Source organism: Yokenella regensburgei, from assembly GCF_003634235.1.
Lineage (GTDB): Bacteria > Pseudomonadota > Gammaproteobacteria > Enterobacterales > Enterobacteriaceae > Yokenella > Yokenella regensburgei.
The window spans coordinates 165,773-186,219 of record NZ_RBIZ01000007.1 but is presented as its reverse complement, the minus strand read 5'-3'; the positions used below and the strand labels follow the sequence as shown (position 1 = coordinate 186,219).

Here is a 20,447-nt window from a genome sequence, read left to right as displayed (position 1 = left end):
TCTTACTCCTTAAGCAGCGACCAGCCAGCGTGCCAAACGTTGAGCAAAGGCAGCCTGACTTTCCAGTAACTCCTCTCCCGTCACCAGCGGCGTCGGGCGTGTTATCACAATGCAGGGAATACCAGCCTCCAGACAGGGCTGGACCTTCTCCAGATATCCTCCTTCTTTGCCGGAGGCTTTTGTTATCACAACGTCTGCCCGGCACTGGCGGTAAAACGCAGCGTTAAATTCAGCACTGAACGGGCCGCACAGGGCAAAGATCTGATCAACACCAAAACCAAGTGCCACGCACTGGGCTATCACCTCAGGAACCGGCAGCACGCGGGCCAGCAACGTTTTTTCCGCAAGCCCTGCACGCCAGCGCGCCAGCGCATTACTGCCCGTGGTCAGCAGTACCCTTTCACCGAGTTGCCGGGCGACCTCGCAGGCCGCCTCGAGACTCTGTACCCGGTAAAGCAGTGGATGATTCAGGGTCTCAGACGCTTCGGGGCGCTGATAACGGGTCAGCAAAACCCCGGTGGCTGCACAAGCCATCAGGATGTTACGGCTCACCACCTCTGCATACGGATGGGAAGCGTCAATCACCCAGCGGGTCGCGCTGGCTTTAAGCCAGTCAACCATCTGCGCCTGCTCCATGCGGCCGCAGCGCAGGTGGCCTTTAATACCGCTCGCCAGTTGCGCCCCCACCGATGTCGCTACCGACAGGGTGTAAGCCACCCCGGCCGCATCCAGCTGCTGGCACAGGGCACGAGCATCGCTGGTGCCGCCAATAACCAGCACCTCACCTGCGTTCACAGCAAGTAGCCTCGCGGTGTGATCATCAGCCCATCCTGCACATACGTCGCTTTGTTGCCGACAATTACCAGGCTTGTCATATCCACGGGTTCAAAATCCATCCCCCCCAGCGTGGTCAGCCATTTTTCCTGCTTTTTACGCCCGGCGGATTTCACGACGCCAACCGGGGTTTCCGCGCTTTTACTGGCACTGAGGAGTGAAAATGCACGCGCCAGATGACCTTCACGCACCCGGCTACGCGGGTTATAGAAACAGATAACGAAGTCCGCCTCGCCGGCGGCAATGATGCGTTTTTCGATAACTGGCCACGGGGTCAGCAGGTCACTCAGGCTGATGTGGCAGAAATCATGCATCAGCGGAGCACCAAGCAAAGATGCCGCGGCAATGCTGGCGGTCATACCGGGGATCAGGCGTACTTCCACATCCAGCTTCTGCTTGCTTACCAGCTCCAGCACCAGCCCCGCCATACCGTAAATACCGGCATCACCGCTGCTGATAAGCGCCACGTGATGTCCGGCCTGCGCCAGTTCAATCGCCGTCTGGCAGCGCTCAATCTCTTTGCACATGCCCGTCTTGATAACCTGTTTGTCGCCGGTAAACGCTTTCACCAGATGGGTGTAGGTTTTGTAGCCAACGATAATGTCTGCTGCCTGCAAGGCGTCGACGGCTTCCATGGTCATCATGGCCTGTGAGCCAGGACCGATTCCGATTACGGTTAACATCAGTGTGCAACTCCCAAAGTTATAGTGACGCCCTGTTCTCGCAGGGTTTCGCCTGCTATCTGCCCCTGGCTCAGCAGCCAGGCGGCCGGGCCCGAGACGCTCCCTGTTCCCACCGTATTGCGGACAAATGATGATGCCGGGAAGCGGTGTTCATGCTCCCGCAACGCCTCAGCAGAAAAGGTTTCAAACGGTACGTGAAGGCTGGCGGCGAGCTGAATTAACCCAGCCTCGTCTTGTTTCAGCGAGATGCTGCCTATCGCCTTTAGCGCCAGCGGATCGAATTGCTGGGCTTTTAGCTTTCGCGCCAGCAGCGCTGCCAGCAGCGGATACGGGGTACCACGGCGACAACCGATGCCCGCCACCACCCGTTGAGGCACTAATTTCCAGTGTGGTAACAGTAGTTCCGGAAGCTCATGACGTAGCGTGATGCACACCAGCGCCTCCAGGCGGGGAAGTTCATTGAGCTTTGCAACCGGGATAAACCCACGGCAGTCGCACTGGCTGACGGCTTCTGCCAGCTCATCATCACACCACAGGCCAACGCGCTGGCGGCTGACCAGCATCTGGTTAACGGCTTTCACCGCTGAACGAAAGCCGTGCATCCGGGCGTCCAACTGGAACGCAAGCGTGTCCAGCGCGGCCATGTCGTTAACGTCGGTGGCGGTTGTAATTACCGGCTCCGCGCCCAGCATCCCGGCCAGAGCACGGGTCAGCGCGTTCGCGCCCCCTGCGTGTCCGGCAAGCAGGCTGATAACGTATTGCCCGCGTTCATCGATCACCACCACGGCGGGATCGCTCAGCTTATCGCTGAGCAACGGAGCCAGTACGCGTACCGCAATGCCCGTTGCGCCGATAAAAATCAGCGCCGGGTAACGGGTAAAGGCTTCCCGCATCGCCGTGGCAAATCCCCCCTCAAGCGGCATAAAGCCATCTTCGAGCAGTGAGTCGCTGGTAAAGCAGGTTAACGGCATCATCGCCGCCAGACGCTTCGCCAGGCGGACGCCGCCGGGTGTCAGGCAAAAAAGTGCAGCAGGCTCAGGCTTTACGGTATTCATGGCTGAAGTCCGCCGCGTAGAGTTTTGAGTAGTGGTACTCTTTGCCGAGAAAATCACCGACCAGTATCAGCGCGGTTTTGCGGATCCCCGCATCGCGCACTCTATCGGCGATATCCGCAAGCGTGCCGCGCACGGTCTGGCTCTCCGCCCAGGTGGCTTTATAAACCACCGCTACCGGTGTCGTCGCCGGATAGCCCCCTTCAATAAGCCGTTCCGCCACCCGGTTGATGCGCTGGACTGAAAGATAGATAGCCATTGAGGTGCGATGGCGGGCAAACGACTCCAGCTGTTCGCGCTCCGGTACCGGGGTACGTCCTTCAAGACGAGTGATAATCAGGCTCTGGGAAACTTCAGGAACGGTGTACTCAACGCCAAGCTGCGCCGCCGCGCCGAGAAAGGCGCTGACGCCCGGCACCACCTGCCACGCAATGCCGCGTTTGGTCAGTTCTTCTCCCTGTTCGCGCACGGACCCGTAGAGTGAAACATCCCCCGTCTGCAGACGAACAACGGTTTTCCCGGCCTTTACGCCGGCTTCCATCAGATTGAGGATCTGCTCCAGATGCAGCTCTGCGCTATCGTGACACTCCGCGTCTGGCGGGCAATACTCCAGCAGTTCGGTGTTTATCAGCGAACCGGCGTAAATCACCACCTGCGCCTGCTGCAACAACCGATACCCTTTAAGAGTAATCAGCTCGCGGTCACCAGGCCCGGCGCCGACAAACCACACGCAGCGGGATTCAAAGGTCTCAGACATCGTGCTCTTCCTTCTGGCAGGCAATAACGTAAACGGGATTATTCGGTTTGAAGTAGTGGCCGCTGCCGAGTGGGACCCGCGTTGATATCTGCATTTGCTGACACTCCAGCGCCTTAATGCCGCTCTGCTGCAAATGGGCCAGCGCGGTATTCAGGTTTTCCAGCAAGATAAACGTCATCACCAGACGGCCGCCGGGATGCAACTGCTGCAGGGCCCAGTTGATGAGCGCGGTGAGATGCCCTCCGCTCCCTCCCAGGAATATCGCATCGGCTTTATCCGCCACGGCCAGCGGCGCCACGCCGGATACAATGTCGATGTTGTGGCAGGAAAAATGCTGGCGGTTCTCGTTAAGTAACCGCAGGGCCGCCGGGTTCCGCTCGATGGCCGTCACCTGTAGCGACGGAAACTGCAGCGCCGCCTCAATCGACACGCTCCCGGTGCCCGCACCGACATCAATCAGGTGGCGAGCGCGGGGCAGTTCAAGCCAGGCAAGCGCCAGCGCGCGCACGGCTTCTTTGGTCATCGGCACCGCCTCGCCGCGCAGAAAAAGCTCATCGTTCATCGAGGATCACCACCGCGTTCATTGCATATTCGTTATGGACTTCACTGACGGGGAGCCAGTGGATCGCTTCGTTTTCCATCGCCAGGTTTTCGCCAATGACCATCCAGCGATACCCTTTTCCCCGCGCGATCAGCTGGGCGGCAATTTCCCGTGGGCCACACAGCCCGTCGGTGACCATCGCCACTTTGTGATGGCGCGCCAGCTCGTCAAAACAGACGCGGCGGCCATGGCTGCTGGTCAGCCACATTTCGTTCATATCAATTCCAGCCTGTGCGCACAGATACTGGACGGCGCTGATCCCCGGAATAATGCGTACGTGCTCCGCACCGAAGTGCGCCACCAGCCGCGTGCCGATGCCGTAAAACAGCGGATCGCCGGAAGCCATAACCACCACGCGACGCTCCTGGCGTGCCGCAATCCAGCCGAGCAGCTCCGGAATATTGGCGCCAAGCGTAAAAGACTCCCCACCAAACGCCGGAAACTGCTGCAAATGGCGCGCTCCGCCCGCCAGCGCATCCGCGTGATCTATCGCCTCACGCGCGGCGGGGGTCATCAGGTGCAACCCTGAAGGTCCCATTCCCACGACCGTTAACATCGCAACGCCTGAGCAATCAGCTCTACCGGGCGGTTACTGCCCAGCACCTGGTTGTCAAAAGAGAACATGATGGCGTCACAAACTGGCGGGTTTTTAGTGAAGCGCAGCATCTGCAGGACTCGCTGGCAGATCCGTTTAGCAAGATGAGAGTAAATATGCTGGAAACCGAAGGCCTCGATATGCTCCATGGCGGCTTCGGTAGTATCGCATTCGCTTATCAGAGCCAGCAGCGCTCGCGGCGCCCCCTGCAGGGCCAGATGGGCCACCAGGGTTTCCATACGGGCATCGGCAATGTGGCTATGGGTGTGGAAAACACCCGCCGCAATTTTGATGAGTTTTCCGGGGTGGCCCACCAGGACAATATGCTGAAAACCCAGGCGTACCGCTTCTTCAATCATGTAGCCGACAAAGTTGCTCATGGTGACCACGATATCGCCATCAATAGCCAGCTGTTCACGCACGAAGCGCTCACCGTGGTTTCCCGGCACCAGCACCACGCGCTCAAGCCCGGCGGCGCGTTTTATTTCCAGCTCCAGCGAGAGCGAGCGCTTCCAGCTATCTTCCGACATCGGGGTCACGATGCCGGTGGTGCCGATAATCGAAATCCCCCCCAGAATGCCGAGACGTGCGTTGTAGGTTTTCTGCGCCCGCGCTTCGCCTTCCGGGGCAAAAATGTGCACTTCAGCACCGCGCGCCGGACCAATCACCTCACGCACGGCCGCCTCGATGGTCTGCCGGGGAGTACGGTTAATCGCCGCACTGCCAACGGGTAGCCCCGCGCCTTTACGCGTGACCGTTCCCACCCCTTCGCCGCCCGACAGCACGATCGCCCCGCTGCTGTTGAGCGTTACGCGAGCGAAAATCAGCATGCCGTGCGTGGCATCGACATCATCGCCGCCGTCCTTACGAATGGCGGCCACCGCCTGCTCTCCCTCAATATGCGGCGACTCAACGTTCAGGCACAGCGTAACGCCGGAGGGCGTTACAATCGAAATCTGCCGGATAACATGCTGGCGCAGCACCATCAGCGCGGCGACTTTGGCCGCCGCCGTCGCGCAAGAGCCCGTGGTGTAGCCTTTGCGCAGCGCTTTGCCGTTATGCCATACCGGGGCATCGAAGGGCTGTTCGCTCATCGCGCCCCCTGCAGGGAATAAAGGATGGCGTTCACGATCGCTGCCGCTACGTTACTCCCCCCTTTGCGCCCCATTGCCGCGATGGCGGGCAACCGGCTGCGGGTCAGGGCCTCTTTTGATTCAGCGGCCCCCACAAAGCCGACCGGAACCCCCACTACGCCGCTGACGGCGACATCGTGTTCCAGCAGGCGAAACAGCGCCGTTGGCGCATTACCAAAAACAAAGATCTTCTCGCCCTTTTCCTCCACGGCAATATCCACCGCCGCCATCGAGCGGGTGATCCCCTGCGCTTTAGCCTGCGCCATCACCCGCGGATCGCTGATAAAACAGCGGCACTCGCCGCCGAAGCGGGCAAGCAACGTTTTATTGATGCCGGAAAGTGCCATGGTGGTATCGGTGTAGATGACCGACGGGCGGCTGAGCGCGGCGGTGAGTTGCGCGAGCACGTCATCAGAAAACCAGAGAATATCGAGCCAGTCGAAGTCAGCGGTGGTGTGAATAACGCGCTTAATAATCGCCTCGTGCAACGGACTGGCAAACTGAAAATCCGGACGCGTTTCACTGATTATCTCGCCAATGATGTCAAAGCTTTTGGCTTCAATGGCCTGGGGCTGCTTGATGTATTGCATAGTCTGTTATCCTCAGTCGGCGCCAACCAGAAGCCAGCGCACGATAATGAACAGCACCAGCGCCAGCGTTGAAGCAACCCACATCAGTCGAATCGTCCGCGAGATATCGTCTACCGCAATCGCTCGCTGGGCGTCACCGATCCACGGTTTTTCTACCCGCTCACCAAAGTAGTCATTCGGACCACCCAACCGAATGCCCAACGCCCCCGCGACGGTCGCCTCCGCCCAGGCACAGTTGGGGCTACTGTGGTTGTAGCGATCGCGCCAGCCGATACGCAGCGCACGGGAGTAATCGTGACGGCAAATCCATGCCGCTGCGCTCAGTAATAACCAGCTCAGCCGCGCCGGGAGATAGTTCGCCACATCATCCAGACGTGCGCTAACCATACCGATGGCCCGGTATTTTTCATGCTTGTAGCCCACCATGGAGTCGAGGGTGTTGACCGCTTTATAGGCCATTGCCAGCGGGGCCCCGCCGAGCAGAAGAAAGAACAACGGCGCAATGATGCCGTCAACGGTATTCTCGGCAACGGTCTCCACCACCGCCCGGTTGATCTGTTCCGGTTGCAGCTGCGACGTATCGCGGCCCACGATCCACGAGAGTTTTTCGCGGCTTGCGCTAAGGGCTCCGGCCCGCAAAGGCCGCTCCACGTCCCGTGCCGCGTTGGCCAGAGAACGCCCGGCAAGCACGGTGAAGATAATCCACACCTCTACCAGCCAGCCCAGCCAGGGATGAATCGCCTGCGCCAACGCCAGCACGCCCCAGGTAACGCTCCACGTCCCCCCGACCACCACCAGCCACATCACCCCACCGCCCACGCGCAGCGCGGCATCGCTATGGCAATAACGGCGAATCACTCGCTGCATCACGTTGATAAGATTGCCAATCCAGCGCACCGGATGCGGCCAGTGATGCGGGTCACCAATGAAGATGTCGAGCAGCCAGGCGATACACCACGCCAGTATCGTCATTGCGCCTCCCTTGCCGCCAGCAGCCAGCGTTCAAGCATCAGGGGACGCTGGGCAAAATGAAGGTGCAAATAGCTGGCAAAGGCGCTTCCCACCTGCCACCCTCCCAACCACTCCTGCTGCGTTACGCCATCCCGTACCTTGCGACACGCCAGTACGGCCGGTGTCTCAGGGGTAAAATCTGAGTAATGAAATTCGTGTCCGCGAAGGGTTTCTCCGGTATCCGCCAGCAGCGTGGCCCGGCACGCCTGCGCTTCACAGTAGCCAAAACGAGTCAGGCGCTGGCCCATTTTGCTGTGGCCGGGGATAAGATTAGCCATCCGGTGAACGTTACCGTCCGCATCCTCAAGCGTGGTTCCGAGATACATCAACCCGCCGCATTCGGCGTAAATTGCCACACCGCGCTGATGGGCCCTGCGCAGGCTGCTGAGCATGGATGCGTTAGCCGCAAGCTTACCGGCATGCAGCTCAGGGTAGCCGCCTCCCAGCCAGACCATCTGGCACTCGGGCAAATGAGAGTCATGTAGCGGGCTGAAGCGGACAACCTCAACGCCGGTGCGCTCAAGCAGGCTAATGTTATCGGGATAATAGAAGTTGAACGCCTCGTCATCCGCCAGCGCAAGCGTCAGGCCGTGACCGGCGTCTTCTGCCGGGCGTTCAGGCCAGCCCCCCTGAGGTAACGCCGTTATCTCGCAGCACGCCAGCAGCGAGTCGATATCCAGCGTTTGAGTGAGCACTGCGGCAAAATCTCGCCAGGGCTGCTGGTTCACCACGGACTCACGGGCGGTCACCAGCCCCAGATGTCTTTCCGGTAAGGCAATGCCACTAACATGGGGGACGTAACCAAAGACAGGTACGGCGCAATAGTGCTCAATAGCCGTTTTCAGCAGCTGGTAATGGGATTCACTGTTGACGCGATTAACTATCACACCCGCGACTGGCACCGCGGGGTCGAAGTGCTGAAAACCCATGACCGTTGCGGCAATGGAGGTGGAAACGGCTTTTCCGTCGACCAGCAGGATAACCGGGCAGCCAAGTTGCTTCGCCATGGCCGCCGTGCTGCAGTCATTCGGATCGGTACCGCAGCCGTCGTACAGCCCCATCACCCCCTCAATAACCGCGATATCCGCATCCTGCATCTGCTCGCAGAACAAAGCATTCAGCACCGGTTCAGGGAGCATGAAGCTATCGAGATTTCGGGAAGTCACGCCGCAGACTGCTGAATGCCAGCCGGTATCGAGGTAATCCGGCCCCACTTTGTAGGGCTGTACGCGTAACCCACGCTGTTGCAATAAGCTTAACAAGCCAAGCGTTACTGTGGTTTTCCCACAGCCACTTCCTGTCCCTGCCAGCACAAACGCGTACTGCTTTGCCGCCATGACCCCGATCCTGTTCAGGGTGGTAGGGGTGTAGAGATACACGAAACCCGTCGTAAGGCTTTATGCATCAGAGCAACCCACTTCCCACCGAAGTTGTTGGTAGTTACCGACAGGCAGGTCTTCTGGCTTAGCGTCATCCTCACCCGCCCTTCCCAATCTCGCGATCAGTGGTATCTACGGGGTCGTCAGCATCACAGCAGCGGGGGCTGCGGGGGATTTACACCCCCTTCCCTGACACAATTGTGTGAACCTGTTGGCTTACATCTGCGAGAAATGGGCTTTCTCACAGGCACTATTACACATAACTGATACGACAATCGACTCGTATAAGAAAATACTTAGCAAACATCATGTCGCGCTGATTAAATTCGCCACGATGGTAATGAATACAATTAGGCACAACCCGGCGCTTTATCACAAAAAATAACAATGGCATTTCATTTTGCGATAAAAACAATATTTCTTGCGCTATGACAATTTATTGCCAACTATTCACTAACGTATTTTTTTGACAACAACCATCGATATCAAATTAAATAATTTCAGAAACATTCCCAATATATCAAGTTTACGATAAGCACCAATAAAAGATATTCAGACTCAGTATTATGGATCCGCACATTGCGAAAAATCATGGTAATAGCACTATCCCCATGACACTATTCCGCGGAAGATTTCTGAGCATAAAGGTGAAAACGTGGCTGTTGCGCAGTGCCCTGCATCGTGCGGAGAATTAATCCAGGGCTGGATTCTGGACAGTGAAAAACTGATCTCCTGCCCGATCGACTGGTATAGCACCGTGGAAGTCCGTTCGGGGGCCCCTCTTGCCGATGAGCGCCCCCTCTCACGTGCCATGATAAACCAGGTCCTGGCGCTGTTTCATTACCCGGTGAAAATGAGCCAGAGCCTGCGCTTAGAGATCCACTCCACTATTCCGATTGCCAAAGGCATGGCCAGTAGCACTGCCGACATCGCCGCCACCGCCGTTGCCACCGCGCATCATCTGGGGCATACCCTCGATGAAGCTACGCTGGCGAAGCTTTGCGTTGCGCTGGAGCCCACCGACAGCACCATTTTTCGCCGGCTCACGCTTTTCGACCATAATGATGCCTCAACGCAAGAGGCTTGCGCAGCGCAGCCCAAAATCGACGTATTAGTGCTTGAGAGCCCGGAAACGTTGCGCACAGAAGATTATCATCGCACGCCGCGGCGCGCCGGACTGCTTGCCGGTGCCCCGATGCTGAAACAGGCGTGGGAAAAAGTACGTCTGGCCTGCGCTTCTCATGACCCCATTCTTCTGGGGGAAGCCGCCACGCTAAGCGCCATCGCCAGCCAGCCGTTATTACCAAAACCGCATTTTTCCACCCTGCTGGATGTGGCTGAGGCGTGCGATTTATACGGTATTAACGTGGCACATAGCGGCAGCGTGGTGGGGTTATTACTGGACCGCCGCAAGCATGACGTTGAGCAGGTGCGCTGGCACCTCGGGAAAAAACACCTCACTGCACACTGGCCTGAGCAGCACCTGTTAACCATGGTTGAAGGTGGGGTGACCTTACTCTGACGGCAAAAAAGGTCAGCCTTCCTGCAATACGTCGGTTAAGGCATTGATGAGCTTTTTGTTTTGCTCTTCGGTACGTACCGCGACCCGATAACAGGAACCATCAAGGCCGGGAAAGTTTGCGCAGTGACGGATAAGAATATGGTGCTGCAATAGCGCCTGCTGCAGGTTAAGGTTGTGCCGAAGACATCTGAAAAAGATGAAATTCACCGCACTTTTCCACACCACCAGCGATGGGAAACCGTCCAGTCTCCGCCACAGTTCATCCCGCTGGCGGGCGATGTACTCATGGCTGGCCTGTATGTAACGTTCATCAGTAAGTAAATGCTGACCAACCAGAGCGGACAACGCGTTGATGGTCCACGGCTCACGGGTGTTTTTCATCAACGTAATGAGCTCGGTATGCCCACTCAAAAGATACCCTAAACGCAGGCCCGGAATGGCGAAGAACTTCGTAAGCGATCGCAGTAAATACAGGTATCGCGACGTCTTTAAGCGCGCAGCAAGCCCTGAACCTGAGGGGAGAAAATCAATGAAAGCTTCGTCAACAATCAGCGCTATCTGCAGCGTTTCACAAAGCGTGGCAAGTTGATTGAGCAAACCAGCATCCGGCATTAAGCCGGTTGGGTTATTGGGGGTCGCAATGAACAGACAATCGGGCCGGTGGGTACGCACCGCATCAAGTAACGAAGTCGTCACCTGGAAGCCATCCTGTTCGCTCAACGCATAGTCGATAATCTGGCATCCCTGCTGCTGCAACGCGCGGCGATACTCGGCAAAACCCGGTACCAGTAACATGGCGAGGCGGGGAGCCAGCGCACGCACTAAACCATAAATCAGCTCAGTTTCGCCATTCCCCGCAATCACCTGGTCGTAGTCACACTGGTTCGCCCGGGCGATGGCCTGGTGAAGATGCCGGTATTCGACATCAGGATAATGTTCAATAACTTGCAGATTATTAACGATCAGCGATTTAACGCTTTCCGGGAGCCCAAGGGGATTGATATTGGCGCTAAAATCCAGCAATAGCGCAGGGTCAATCCCGGCCTGTAGCCCCATTTCGACAACGTTACCGCCGTGTTCACTCATTCAATATTCTCGCAGTGGATTTCGTCCGTAGTGATAGCGGCTGGCGTGGCGGCAAACGCCAGTACTTCCTGCAAATTAACGACTTCACCAACCACAATCAGCGCCGGAGCATGGATTTTTTCTCGCTCAACTTCAAGATGAATCGTCGCCAGCGTCCCTTTTACCATCCGCTGGCGCGGCTGGCTGGCGTACATCACCACGGCAACGGGAGTCTGCGCCGACATGCCGCCTTCTATAAGCTTTTGACAGATTTCGCTAAGCCTGGTCATCCCCATCAGAATGACGAGTGTACCGTGAATTTGTGCTAGCGCATGCCAGTTCTGTGGGTCGTTTCCCTGACATAAATGCCCCGTCACCACATGAAAGCTGGAGGAGTAATTGCGGTGCGTGACGGGGATCCCCGCGTACGCCAGCCCACCAATAGCAGAGCTTATCCCTGGGACAACTTCGAATGTCAGCCCTTCTCGAGCCAGCTGCTCCGCCTCTTCTCCTCCGCGCCCAAAAACATAGGGGTCTCCACCTTTTAAGCGAACAACCTGCTGTCCTGCCATGGCATATTTTACCAGGAGGGCATTGATTTGATCCTGAGGAATGGGATGATGATTTGGCATTTTCCCGACATCAATAATAAGGCAATTTTTTTCAGCTTGTTTTAAAAGGTCAGGATTAACCAAACGGTCGTGAATAATCACGTCTGCGCGACGAATACAGTGCAAGCCTTTTACTGTTATCAGCGATGCGTCACCCGGGCCCGCGCCAACCAGCCAAACTTTCCCCTTACTCATTGCTCAATCCTTAGTTAATATATTAATGTCCTGAAAAATGCCTGGTAGAAAATCACGCGAATTGTAGAGTCTGGTCTTTTAAAAAAACTTGAAGTATTTATCACTATGAATTGATTTATATAGAGCGTTGATGACCAGCATCTAATTTTCAGGCGTAAAACGATGAGCAAGAACATCATCCAGCATGGATTTGGGATGTGGTGTTCGATTCAGAAGTGATGAGAAGGGTGTCGCAGAATTGGGTGGGGGCCCTGCCAGCTACATCCCGGCACACACGTCGTCTGCCCTGGCTGCTTCCTTCCGGACCTGACCTGGTGAACAGAGTAGCATTGCGGGAGAACCAACAGAGCCCCCATTGAGAGCGTTGTTAACCAACGCGCAGGCGCATTATCATAGGCTTCCCCGCCAATTGCAAGCCATGCAGGTTCAGATGCTGGATTATTGCGCAGTTGCCCGCCCAGAGAAAAACACCACATTGCGAACTCCCTCGCAGCAAAATGGCAGATTTCGTCCAGACTAAAATGAAGTCCACTCATTAGCTGCAGGGAACCACCATGGTCAACGCGCTCCCCCAGACGCTCACGCTTGCTATGCCAGCCATCGACGGCGTGACCATTCCACATAAAGGGCTGAACTATCTGCGCCCGGAACTCCTGCTGGACTTCGTCAGCATCAGCCCGCAGCCGGTGCTGTTCGTGACTCCGGTGGCCGTACTCTATGCCACCCTCGGTGTGGTCAGGTCGGTCAACCTTCGCCGGATCCCCATTACCGTTTCCGGCCGGGTCATCTACCCCATCTGTTCCCAACTGCTGCCGGACCTGCGTGCCAAGCTCATCATCAACACGACGGCAAGAAAGCTAAAATTCCTCGAAAGCCTGGTCGCCATGCGGGTGCAGCCAGCGGCAAGCGCCACTCAGGTGATTGGCCTGGCGCTGGAATTTACCGTTCAACAACCGGCCTGAGGCGGCTTCACATCCTCCAGGCTGTGCCTTATTCTGTGCTTTTGGCTGCTCAGGAACCCGATATGGAACCGCAGGACTCTTTCCCACAGCGGGTATGGCAAATCGTTGCCGCGATTCCGGAAGGTTACGTCACGACCTATGGCGATGTTGCGCTACTGGCTGGGTCACCGCGCGCGGCACGTCAGGTGGGTGGTGTACTGAAACGACTGCCTGAAGGATCAACGCTGCCATGGCACCGGGTGGTTAACCGTCATGGCACGATCTCCCTGACCGGCCCCGATCTTCAGCGGCAGCGTCAGGCGCTCCTTTCGGAAGGCATTCAGGTTTCAGGAAGTGGGCAAATTGATATGCAGAAGTATCGCTGGCGATATTAGTGGCCCTCTTCGGCTGAAGAGGGCCTGGGACGACTTATGGAACCTGGACCGGAGCAGCATCGGTCGGTGCCTGAACCGGGATCGCGGTTTGCTGAACCGGAACCAGCGTCAGATCCGCTTTGGTCCCGCCATGGTTAATAACCGACTGGAAGGTATCGGTGATGAACAGCAGTTTACCGTTCTGAGTAATTGCAGCACTCAGCAGGATGCGCGCGTTCGGCTGGATGTCAGCCGGGTTATACGGCAGGGCAAAGCTAAACGGTGCCTGTTTACCCTCGGTACGAACGGCTTTCTGCGACAGCACGCGTGATGGTGCATCCGCCAGGGAAGCGTCAGAGAGGGTAACGGTCAGAACCGCATCCGGCGGCAGGGCCACTTTCTGACGGATCCAGACGCTACCGGAAACCGTTGGCTGCTGGACAGCGGGCTGTGCGGCCGCCGCGTTAGCATTCGGGTTCTGTTCTACGGTCTGTGTATTTGTGCTTTTACCAGCACAGGCGCTCAGGGCGACCGCAACAGCAACACCACTAACAATATGCACGAGTTTCATTCTTTTCTCCTTTTCATCCATGCATCCGCAGCAGTAATCCTGCGGATTAAGTGGTCAGAATAGTCGTAACGGTTTTAAGTGTGGCACAGATCACAGATATTTACCTGTCCGGTCACTGATATTCAGACAATTGAACCCATCTGACCACTTTCATTTCTTTGTTATACTCCGTCTATTCTGCGCCGCTGCGGTGTTTTCAACATTGGGGTTTCATATGAGTCAGGCACTGTCTAACCTGCTGACATTATTAAATTTAGAGAAGATTGAAGAAGGGTTATTCCGCGGCCAGAGCGAGGATCTTGGGTTACGTCAGGTCTTTGGTGGACAAGTGGTAGGCCAGGCCATGTACGCGGCGAAAGAAACCGTGCCAACCGAGCGATTGATTCACTCGTTCCACAGCTATTTTCTGCGTCCTGGCGACAGCCAAAAACCGATTGTCTACGACGTGGAAGTCCTGCGCGATGGCAACAGCTTCAGCGCCCGTCGGGTTGCCGCTATCCAGAACGGTAAACCGATTTTCTACATGACCGCCTCCTTCCAGGCGCCGGAAACCGGCTACGAGCATCAAAAAGCCATGCCCCCAGCCCCGGCACCAGACGGGTTGAAGTCAGAAACCGATATCGCCCGCTCACTGGCGCACCTGCTGCCGCCGCAGGCTAAAGAGAAGTTTCTCTGCGATAAGCCGCTGGAAATTCGCCCGGTGGAGTTTCATAACCCGCTGAAAGGCCATGTCGCCGAGCCTGCGCGTCAGGTATGGTTCCGCGCCAACGGCATCGTGCCGGAGGATTTCCGCGTGCATCAGTACCTGCTGGGTTACGCCTCTGACTTCAACTTCCTGCCAGTTGCGCTGCAGCCGCACGGCGTGGGCTTCCTTGAAAAAGGGATGCAGGTCGCCACTATCGATCACTCCATGTGGTTCCATCGCCCGTTCAATATGAACGAGTGGCTGCTCTACAGCGTGGAGAGCACCTCGGCCTCCAGCGCGCGTGGGTTTGTGCGTGGGGAATTTTATACTCAGGACGGGATTCTGGTCGCCTCGACCGTTCAGGAAGGGGTAATGCGTAACCGGGGGTAGTTGGTGATAATGCCCGGTAGAGATAACACTACCGGGCAATCATATAAAAAGTTATGCGTTGTAGGCGTTCTCGCCGTGGCTGTTGACGTCCAGCCCTTCGCGTTCTTGATCTTCCGGAACCCGCAGGCCGACGGTCAGGTCTGCCAGCTTGTAGCCAATAAAGGCCACCACGCCTGACCAGACGATCGTTATCCCGACGCTTTCGAGCTGTACCAACACCTGGTGCCACATCGTCACGCCTTCGGCGTAGCCGACACCGCCAAAGGCGGTAGAGGCGAAGAACCCGGTCAGAATACAACCGATGATGCCGCAGACGCCGTGAACGCCGAAGACGTCACAAGGGTCATCCACCCGCAGCCAGCGCTTCAGCGCCGTCACGCCCCAGAGCCCCGCCAGGCCGGCAACAATCCCGAGGATAAGCGAGCCGCCCACCCCGATATAGCCACACGCCGGAGTCACCGCAACCAGCCCGGCGATGGCGCCGGAACAGGCTCCCAGCAGAGAAGGTTTACCGCGCACTACCCATTCGCCAAACACCCAGCCGAGGATGGCGGCAGCGGTGGCCACAACGGTGTTGACGAACGCCAGCGCCGCAATTTCGTTCGCCGCACTGGCAGAACCGGCGTTAAAACCAAACCAGCCGATATAGAGGATCGCGGTACCGGTGAACACCATCGGCAGGTTATGCGGTTTGAACGCTTCTTTGCCGAACCCGACGCGTTTACCGATGAGATACGCCCCCACCAGCCCGGCCACCGCAGCATTGATATGCACAACGGTACCACCCGCGAAGTCCAGCGCACCGTGCGAGGCCAGCAGGCCGCCCCCCCACACCATATGGGCGATCGGAACATAAGAGAGCGTCATCCACACCACCACAAAAATCAGCACCGCGGAGAAGCGAATACGCTCCGCCAGCGCACCGACAATCAGGCCAACGGTGATGCAGGCAAACGACGCCTGGAACACGACGTGGATATACTGATAGAAGGTGCCCATCAGCGCTTTCAGCTCAATGTTCTTCAGCATCACCCACTCGAAGCTGCCAAAGAAGTTGCCACCGCTACCGAAGGCAAGCGTGTAGCCGTACACCACCCACAGCACGCACACCAGCGCAAAGGTGACGGTGACCTGGGTCAGCATTGAAAGGACGTTCTTGCTGCGGATAAGGCCACCGTAGAACAGGGCAATACCGGGGATGCTCATAAACAGCACCAGCGCGGTACAAATCATCATAAAGGCGTTGTCTGCTTTATCCGCCACCGCCGGTGCTGCCAGCGCCAGACCCGGCATCAGCGCCAGCGCCGCCAGGCTTGCTTTCATCAAAGGTTTTTTCATCGTGGTACCCTATCGCTGTGTGCCCGAAATCAGAGTGCCGCTTCGTCGGCTTCGCCGGTACGAATGCGAATGACGCGCTGCAGTTCGGCGACGAAGATTTTGCCGTCGCCAATTTTCCCGGTGTAGGCGGCTTTAGTGACCACGTCGATGACCTCATCGAGCTGATCGTCCGCAATCGCTACATCGATTTTCACTTTTGGCAGGAAATTGACGCTGTACTCTGCCCCACGGTAAAGCTCGGCATGGCCTTTCTGACGACCAAAACCTTTCACTTCCGTGACGGTCAGCCCCTGAATACCAATTGCGGAGAGCGCCTCGCGGACGTCCTCCAGTTTGAATGGTTTGATTACCACGGTAACCAGCTTCATAGATCCCCTCCAGTCAGAATTCACTAATGGCTGCAGCTAACACAGGGTTCAAAGCAAGGGGCATGCCAAAAGTAAAAATCGTGCCGTCAGGCGGCAAATTGCGGGGGTTACGCCATTACAATCGCGGGATAAAAACGAAAAACGCACCATGCGGGTGCATGATGCGTGTCACAAAAGCATTGTGTTAGAAAAATGCCTGCCGCTGGTGCATCAGGCGGTTAAGACATCTTCCTCAGCGCTGGCGGCAAGCTCTTCTCCGGCAAGCTGCAGCTGATACATTTGCCAGTAACGGCCTTTGGCTTCAAGCAGTTGCTGGTGTGAACCCTGCTCAACGGCTTCACCCCGGTGGAGCACCATAATGGTATCGGCTTCCACGATGGTCGAAAGACGGTGGGCAATCACCACAAGCGTAGTGTGCTCGCGCACGGCGCTCAGCGCCTGCTGGATCGCACGCTCGGTACCGGAGTCTATGTTAGCGGTGGCTTCGTCGAGGATCAGCACCTGCGGGGTATCCACCAGCACACGGGCCAGCGCCAGCAGCTGTTTCTGCCCCACTGAGAGATTATTCCCCTGCTCGCCAAGGTGAGTATGGATCCCCTCAGGCAGGCTGCGCGCAAGCTCCGCGAGCTGCACCGTCTCCAGCGCCTTCCACACCTGCTCTTCGCTGACGTCACGCCCAAGGGTAACGTTGACGAAGAACGACTCGGCCATCACCACCGGATCCTGCTGCACCATCGCCACGCCCTGGCGCAGCACCGAGTGGCTCAGGGTAGACAGCGAACGCCCGTCAAGACGGATGTCACCCTGGCTTAGCGGGTAATAGCCCATCAGCAGGCTGGCAAGGGTACTTTTCCCACTGCCGGTATGCCCCACCAGCGCCACGAAACTGCGGGACGGGATGCTGAGGTTAATATTCTGCAGCACCAGCCGGTCATCGCGATAAGCAAACGAGACGTTATCAATATCAATCGACCCGCTCTGTAGCGGTGTGGTGTCGTGACCGTAGGTCTGACGCGGGCGGTCCATCAGCGCAAAAACGCGTTCACCGGCGACCACCGCCTGCTGCAGCATCGACTGCTGGGTCGTCAGTTCAATCAGCGGTTCGTTGAGCCGCCCCAGATAGCTGATGAAGGCGTACAGCACCCCCACTTCAATTGTTCCGACAGAGGTGAAACCAAACAGCATCAGCAACCCGCAGAGCACCAGCGCGGAAAACAGGCTCAGCAGCGGACGCAGCAGGAAGCCGTCGAGACGCAGCGTCTGCATTCGCGCCATGTAGTGCGAACGACTGGCCTCGTTCATCCGTTCACCAAAGCGCGCCTGCTGGCGGAACTGCTGAATAACGCTCATGCCGTTAATAATTTCGTTAAAACCGTCGTTGATATCCGCCAGGTATGCCCGCACGCGGCGCACGATTGGCGTGCTGTAACGTTGATAAATCAGCATCACCACAATCACCGCCGGGAAGATGCACAGCGCGACCAGCGCCATGCGCCAGTCGAGGCTGAACATCGCTACCAGCATCGCACCTATCAGCGCCGCGCTGCGTAGTACGGTGGCGACGACGGTAACGTACAGATCGCGGATCACTTCCGTATCGTTGGTGACGCGGGAGATGATTTCGCCCACCGGCTGGGTATCGAACGCGCTCAGTGGCTGGCGCAGCGCCGCGTCCATGACGTCGGTACGCAGCTGCTGTACCACCCCCACGGCGGCACGGTTAAACAGCAGCGACTGCATATAGTGCAGGCTCGCCGCCAGCACCTGAAGCCCGACGTACACCGCGGCCAGCCCGGCCACAATGCCGAGGGGCAGGTAGTCTTTTGCGACCATGTTATCGATGAAATAGCTGATGAGCATCGGGCCGCTCACTTCGGCAATCGCGGCTATCCACATCATCCCCACCGCCACGGTGAGCGGTTTACGCCACGGGGAGCCATAGGCCAGCAGCCGTTTCAGCGTCGGCCAGAGTTGTCCTGCTTTACGCATGAGGCACCTCCTCTGCCGGCGCGTCGTTAAGCGCGGCCTCCAGTTGCTGATAGCGATACATATCGCGATACCAGCCGCTTTGCCCCGCCAGCGCCTCGTGGCTGCCGCGCTGGGCGATATGCCCGTGCTGCATCACGATTATCTCACTGGCATCGGTCAACGCCGAGAGGCGGTGCGCGCTGATAATCACGGTTTTGCCTTCGCCCCACTGGCGCAGGTTATGCAGGATCTGGTGCTCGGTACGACCATCCACCGCCGACAGCGCGTCGTCGAGGATCAAAATTTCAGCTTCCAGCAGCAGTGCACGCGCAATGGCGATACGCTGCTTTTGCCCGCCCGAGAGCATCACGCCGCGCTCGCCCACTTCGGTATCGTAGCCCTGCGGCAGACGCAGAATATCGTCATGTACGCTGGCAAGCCTGGTCGCATGCTCAATTTCGGCCTGGGTCGCCCCCGGTTTGCCCAACGCGATATTGTTGGCTACGGTGTCGGAGAACAGGAACGGCGTCTGGCTCACCACCGCCAGGCGGCTGCGCCAGTCGTCCAGCCTGAGATGCGGCAGCGGAACGTCGTGGAAGCAGATCTCTCCGTGTTCAACATCGTAATGACGCTGGATAAGCGACAGCACCGTTGATTTCCCGGCGCCGGTCGGCCCGCAGATACCGAGCATCTGCCCGGGCTTAAGGGTGAAATTGACATTCTCCAGCGTGCGGGTGTCGCTTTGCGGATAGTGGAACTCGTTGATAGCAACGCTCAACGTTCCGCGCCCGGCGGGCACCGCTTCGCTGCCGTCATTCACTACCGGCGCCTCGGCGAGCATCGCACGAATACGGCTGTACGCCGCGCTACCGCGCTCTACGATGTTAAACATCCACGCCAGCGCCAGCATCGGCCAGATCATAAGCCCGAGGTACATCATAAAACTGGTGAGCTGCCCGAGGGTGATACTGCCCTGCGTCACCATCCAGCTCCCGCCGCCAATGGCCAGCAGGTTCGCCATGCCGATGGCGATATAAATCGTCGGATCAAAGCGGGCGTCTACGCGCGCTACGCGCATGTTCTTCACACCGGTGTCGGCAGCATCGGCGGCAAACAGCGCCGACTGACGGTCCTCAAGGCCAAACGCCTTGATCATCCGGATACTGGTCATGCTTTCCTGAGTGCGGTTGTTGAGGCTCGAGAACGCCGCCTGCGCCAGCTTAAAGCGGTCGTGCAGCATGTCGCCGTAGCGCTTTATCACCAGCGCCATCACCGGCATAGGCACCAGCGCCAGCAGCGTCAACTGCCAGCTGATTTGCGTCGACATGACAATCAGCACCGCCAGCCCGGTGACCATGGAGTCGACCAGCGTCAGCACCCCTTCCCCCGCGGCAAACACCACGCGGTCCACGTCGTTGGTCGCGCGCGCCATCAGGTCACCGGTACGGTGGCGTTGATAAAACTCGGGATGCTGGCGGCTCAGCTGGCGGTAGTAATCTTCGCGCAGCTCAACGGCGAGCTGGTAGGACGCACCGAACAGCAGCACGCGCCAGACGTAGCGCAGCAGATAGATAATCACCGCAATAAGCACCATCGTGCCGATCCACATCAGCACCTGGTGAGGGGTGAAATGATTTACGGTGACGCCGTCCACGATAATTCCCACCACTTTTGGCGGAATAAGCTGTAAGAAGGCAATCATAATAAGCAGGGATACCGCCCCGAGATAGCGTCGCCATTCCCGACGGAAGTACCAGCTTAATTGTGCAAATAAACGCAAGCGT

At 57.6% G+C, this 20,447-nt stretch carries 21 protein-coding genes, 1 other RNA gene and 1 riboswitch; of the genes, 4 read left to right on the top strand and 18 right to left on the bottom strand.

Features of this window, described 5'->3' with window-relative positions; translation table 11 throughout:
- Nucleotides 1-9 precede the first annotated feature (9 nt).
- The 10 genes from C7387_RS20930 to C7387_RS20885 are packed head-to-tail and all read right to left on the bottom strand — an operon-like array spanning nt 10 to nt 8,593.
- Nucleotides 10-795, bottom strand: a complete 786-nt coding sequence (locus C7387_RS20930; protein WP_120817410.1) for a cobalt-precorrin-6A reductase — start codon at nt 793-795, stop codon at nt 10-12.
- Nucleotides 792-1,517: a precorrin-3B C(17)-methyltransferase gene (locus C7387_RS20925; RefSeq protein ID WP_120817409.1), complete on the bottom strand. Its 726-nt coding sequence runs from the start codon at nt 1,515-1,517 to the stop codon at nt 792-794. Before C7387_RS20925 ends, C7387_RS20930 begins: the two co-directional genes overlap by 4 nt.
- On the bottom strand, nt 1,517-2,572 hold the full coding sequence (cbiG, locus tag C7387_RS20920) for a cobalt-precorrin 5A hydrolase (RefSeq protein ID WP_120817408.1): 1,056 nt from the start codon (nt 2,570-2,572) through the stop codon (nt 1,517-1,519). Before cbiG ends, C7387_RS20925 begins: the two co-directional genes overlap by 1 nt.
- Nucleotides 2,553-3,326, bottom strand: a complete 774-nt coding sequence (locus C7387_RS20915) for a cobalt-precorrin-4 methyltransferase (protein WP_120817407.1) — start codon at nt 3,324-3,326, stop codon at nt 2,553-2,555. The genes cbiG and C7387_RS20915 overlap by 20 nt, the downstream gene beginning before the upstream one ends.
- Nucleotides 3,319-3,888: a decarboxylating cobalt-precorrin-6B (C(15))-methyltransferase gene (locus tag C7387_RS20910; RefSeq protein WP_120817406.1), complete on the bottom strand. Its 570-nt coding sequence runs from the start codon at nt 3,886-3,888 to the stop codon at nt 3,319-3,321. Before C7387_RS20910 ends, C7387_RS20915 begins: the two co-directional genes overlap by 8 nt.
- Complete coding sequence (locus C7387_RS20905) at nt 3,878-4,483, bottom strand: cobalt-precorrin-7 (C(5))-methyltransferase (protein ID WP_120817405.1); 606 nt, start codon at nt 4,481-4,483, stop codon at nt 3,878-3,880. The genes C7387_RS20910 and C7387_RS20905 overlap by 11 nt, the downstream gene beginning before the upstream one ends.
- Nucleotides 4,477-5,616 (bottom strand): cobalt-precorrin-5B (C(1))-methyltransferase CbiD, encoded by a 1,140-nt coding sequence (gene cbiD / locus C7387_RS20900; protein WP_120817404.1) that lies wholly within the window; start codon nt 5,614-5,616, stop codon nt 4,477-4,479. The genes C7387_RS20905 and cbiD overlap by 7 nt, the downstream gene beginning before the upstream one ends.
- Nucleotides 5,613-6,245: a cobalt-precorrin-8 methylmutase gene (locus C7387_RS20895; protein WP_120817403.1), complete on the bottom strand. Its 633-nt coding sequence runs from the start codon at nt 6,243-6,245 to the stop codon at nt 5,613-5,615. Before C7387_RS20895 ends, cbiD begins: the two co-directional genes overlap by 4 nt.
- 12 nt (nt 6,246-6,257) lie before the next feature.
- Complete coding sequence (gene cbiB, locus C7387_RS20890) at nt 6,258-7,217, bottom strand: adenosylcobinamide-phosphate synthase CbiB (RefSeq protein ID WP_006818813.1); 960 nt, start codon at nt 7,215-7,217, stop codon at nt 6,258-6,260.
- Nucleotides 7,214-8,593: a cobyrinic acid a,c-diamide synthase CobB gene (locus C7387_RS20885; protein WP_120817402.1), complete on the bottom strand. Its 1,380-nt coding sequence runs from the start codon at nt 8,591-8,593 to the stop codon at nt 7,214-7,216. Before C7387_RS20885 ends, cbiB begins: the two co-directional genes overlap by 4 nt.
- A 95-nt stretch (nt 8,594-8,688) precedes the next feature.
- A riboswitch (cobalamin riboswitch) is annotated at nt 8,689-8,862 on the bottom strand.
- A gap of 428 nt (nt 8,863-9,290) precedes the next feature.
- Between C7387_RS20885 and C7387_RS20880 the strand changes: the two genes are divergently transcribed.
- Nucleotides 9,291-10,157 (top strand): GHMP family kinase ATP-binding protein, encoded by an 867-nt coding sequence (locus C7387_RS20880; RefSeq protein WP_120817401.1) that lies wholly within the window; start codon nt 9,291-9,293, stop codon nt 10,155-10,157.
- A gap of 12 nt (nt 10,158-10,169) precedes the next feature.
- Here the strand turns inward: C7387_RS20880 and cobD are convergent, their stop codons facing one another.
- From cobD to ffs, 3 genes are all read right to left on the bottom strand, one after another.
- Nucleotides 10,170-11,243, bottom strand: coding sequence for a threonine-phosphate decarboxylase CobD (cobD, locus tag C7387_RS20875; protein WP_120817400.1), 1,074 nt, complete (start codon nt 11,241-11,243; stop codon nt 10,170-10,172).
- Nucleotides 11,240-12,028: a uroporphyrinogen-III C-methyltransferase gene (cobA, locus tag C7387_RS20870; RefSeq protein WP_120817399.1), complete on the bottom strand. Its 789-nt coding sequence runs from the start codon at nt 12,026-12,028 to the stop codon at nt 11,240-11,242. The genes cobD and cobA overlap by 4 nt, the downstream gene beginning before the upstream one ends.
- A gap of 249 nt (nt 12,029-12,277) precedes the next feature.
- Nucleotides 12,278-12,374, bottom strand: an RNA gene (gene ffs, locus C7387_RS20865) — signal recognition particle sRNA small type.
- Nucleotides 12,375-12,582: 208 nt separating this feature from the next.
- Here ffs and C7387_RS20860 point away from each other — a divergent pair.
- Both C7387_RS20860 and C7387_RS20855 read left to right on the top strand, forming a co-directional pair.
- A complete protein-coding gene (locus tag C7387_RS20860) occupies nt 12,583-12,990 on the top strand; it encodes a hypothetical protein (protein ID WP_006818806.1) in 408 nt (135 codons plus the stop codon).
- Nucleotides 12,991-13,052: 62 nt separating this feature from the next.
- Complete coding sequence (locus tag C7387_RS20855; RefSeq protein WP_038254281.1) at nt 13,053-13,364, top strand: MGMT family protein; 312 nt, start codon at nt 13,053-13,055, stop codon at nt 13,362-13,364.
- 34 nt (nt 13,365-13,398) lie between these two features.
- Here C7387_RS20855 and C7387_RS20850 read toward each other — a convergent pair whose 3' ends face one another.
- Nucleotides 13,399-13,914, bottom strand: coding sequence for a YbaY family lipoprotein (locus C7387_RS20850; protein WP_120817398.1), 516 nt, complete (start codon nt 13,912-13,914; stop codon nt 13,399-13,401).
- Nucleotides 13,915-14,128: 214 nt separating this feature from the next.
- Here C7387_RS20850 and tesB point away from each other — a divergent pair, with 214 nt between their 5' ends.
- The gene (tesB, locus tag C7387_RS20845; protein WP_006818803.1) at nt 14,129-14,989 is read left to right on the top strand and encodes an acyl-CoA thioesterase II; all 861 of its coding nucleotides are present in this window, start codon (nt 14,129-14,131) and stop codon (nt 14,987-14,989) included.
- Between the two features lie 51 nt (nt 14,990-15,040).
- Here tesB and amtB read toward each other — a convergent pair whose 3' ends face one another.
- The 4 genes from amtB to C7387_RS20825 form a co-directional block, all read right to left on the bottom strand.
- Nucleotides 15,041-16,327 carry an ammonium transporter AmtB gene (amtB, locus tag C7387_RS20840; protein ID WP_166791135.1) on the bottom strand — a complete coding sequence of 429 codons (1,287 nt, stop codon included), beginning with the start codon at nt 16,325-16,327 and terminating at the stop codon, nt 15,041-15,043.
- A 29-nt stretch (nt 16,328-16,356) separates the two neighbouring features.
- On the bottom strand, nt 16,357-16,695 hold the full coding sequence (gene glnK / locus C7387_RS20835; RefSeq protein ID WP_006818801.1) for a P-II family nitrogen regulator: 339 nt from the start codon (nt 16,693-16,695) through the stop codon (nt 16,357-16,359).
- A 210-nt stretch (nt 16,696-16,905) separates the two neighbouring features.
- Nucleotides 16,906-18,684 (bottom strand): SmdB family multidrug efflux ABC transporter permease/ATP-binding protein, encoded by a 1,779-nt coding sequence (locus C7387_RS20830; protein ID WP_120817397.1) that lies wholly within the window; start codon nt 18,682-18,684, stop codon nt 16,906-16,908.
- A complete protein-coding gene (locus C7387_RS20825; protein WP_120817396.1) occupies nt 18,677-20,443 on the bottom strand; it encodes a SmdA family multidrug ABC transporter permease/ATP-binding protein in 1,767 nt (588 codons plus the stop codon). The genes C7387_RS20830 and C7387_RS20825 overlap by 8 nt, the downstream gene beginning before the upstream one ends.
- Between the last annotated feature and the right edge of the window lie 4 nt (nt 20,444-20,447).

Excerpts from the sequence above, each read along its gene's own strand:
- C7387_RS20925 (WP_120817409.1), bottom strand. The coding sequence starts at position 1,517 with ATGTTAACCGTAATCGGAATCGGTCCTGGCTCACAGGCCATGATGACC.
- cbiG (WP_120817408.1), bottom strand. The coding sequence starts at position 2,572 with ATGAATACCGTAAAGCCTGAGCCTGCTGCACTTTTTTGCCTGACACCC.
- C7387_RS20915 (WP_120817407.1), bottom strand. The coding sequence starts at position 3,326 with ATGTCTGAGACCTTTGAATCCCGCTGCGTGTGGTTTGTCGGCGCCGGG.
- C7387_RS20910 (WP_120817406.1), bottom strand. The coding sequence starts at position 3,888 with ATGAACGATGAGCTTTTTCTGCGCGGCGAGGCGGTGCCGATGACCAAA.
- C7387_RS20905 (WP_120817405.1), bottom strand. The coding sequence starts at position 4,483 with ATGTTAACGGTCGTGGGAATGGGACCTTCAGGGTTGCACCTGATGACC.
- cbiD (WP_120817404.1), bottom strand. The coding sequence starts at position 5,616 with ATGAGCGAACAGCCCTTCGATGCCCCGGTATGGCATAACGGCAAAGCG.
- C7387_RS20895 (WP_120817403.1), bottom strand. The coding sequence starts at position 6,245 with ATGCAATACATCAAGCAGCCCCAGGCCATTGAAGCCAAAAGCTTTGAC.
- cbiB (WP_006818813.1), bottom strand. The coding sequence starts at position 7,217 with ATGACGATACTGGCGTGGTGTATCGCCTGGCTGCTCGACATCTTCATT.
- C7387_RS20885 (WP_120817402.1), bottom strand. The coding sequence starts at position 8,593 with ATGGCGGCAAAGCAGTACGCGTTTGTGCTGGCAGGGACAGGAAGTGGC.
- cobD (WP_120817400.1), bottom strand. The coding sequence starts at position 11,243 with ATGAGTGAACACGGCGGTAACGTTGTCGAAATGGGGCTACAGGCCGGG.
- cobA (WP_120817399.1), bottom strand. The coding sequence starts at position 12,028 with ATGAGTAAGGGGAAAGTTTGGCTGGTTGGCGCGGGCCCGGGTGACGCA.
- C7387_RS20860 (WP_006818806.1), top strand. The coding sequence starts at position 12,583 with ATGGTCAACGCGCTCCCCCAGACGCTCACGCTTGCTATGCCAGCCATC.
- C7387_RS20855 (WP_038254281.1), top strand. The coding sequence starts at position 13,053 with ATGGAACCGCAGGACTCTTTCCCACAGCGGGTATGGCAAATCGTTGCC.
- C7387_RS20850 (WP_120817398.1), bottom strand. The coding sequence starts at position 13,914 with ATGAAACTCGTGCATATTGTTAGTGGTGTTGCTGTTGCGGTCGCCCTG.
- tesB (WP_006818803.1), top strand. The coding sequence starts at position 14,129 with ATGAGTCAGGCACTGTCTAACCTGCTGACATTATTAAATTTAGAGAAG.
- amtB (WP_166791135.1), bottom strand. The coding sequence starts at position 16,327 with ATGAAAAAACCTTTGATGAAAGCAAGCCTGGCGGCGCTGGCGCTGATG.
- glnK (WP_006818801.1), bottom strand. The coding sequence starts at position 16,695 with ATGAAGCTGGTTACCGTGGTAATCAAACCATTCAAACTGGAGGACGTC.
- C7387_RS20830 (WP_120817397.1), bottom strand. The coding sequence starts at position 18,684 with ATGCGTAAAGCAGGACAACTCTGGCCGACGCTGAAACGGCTGCTGGCC.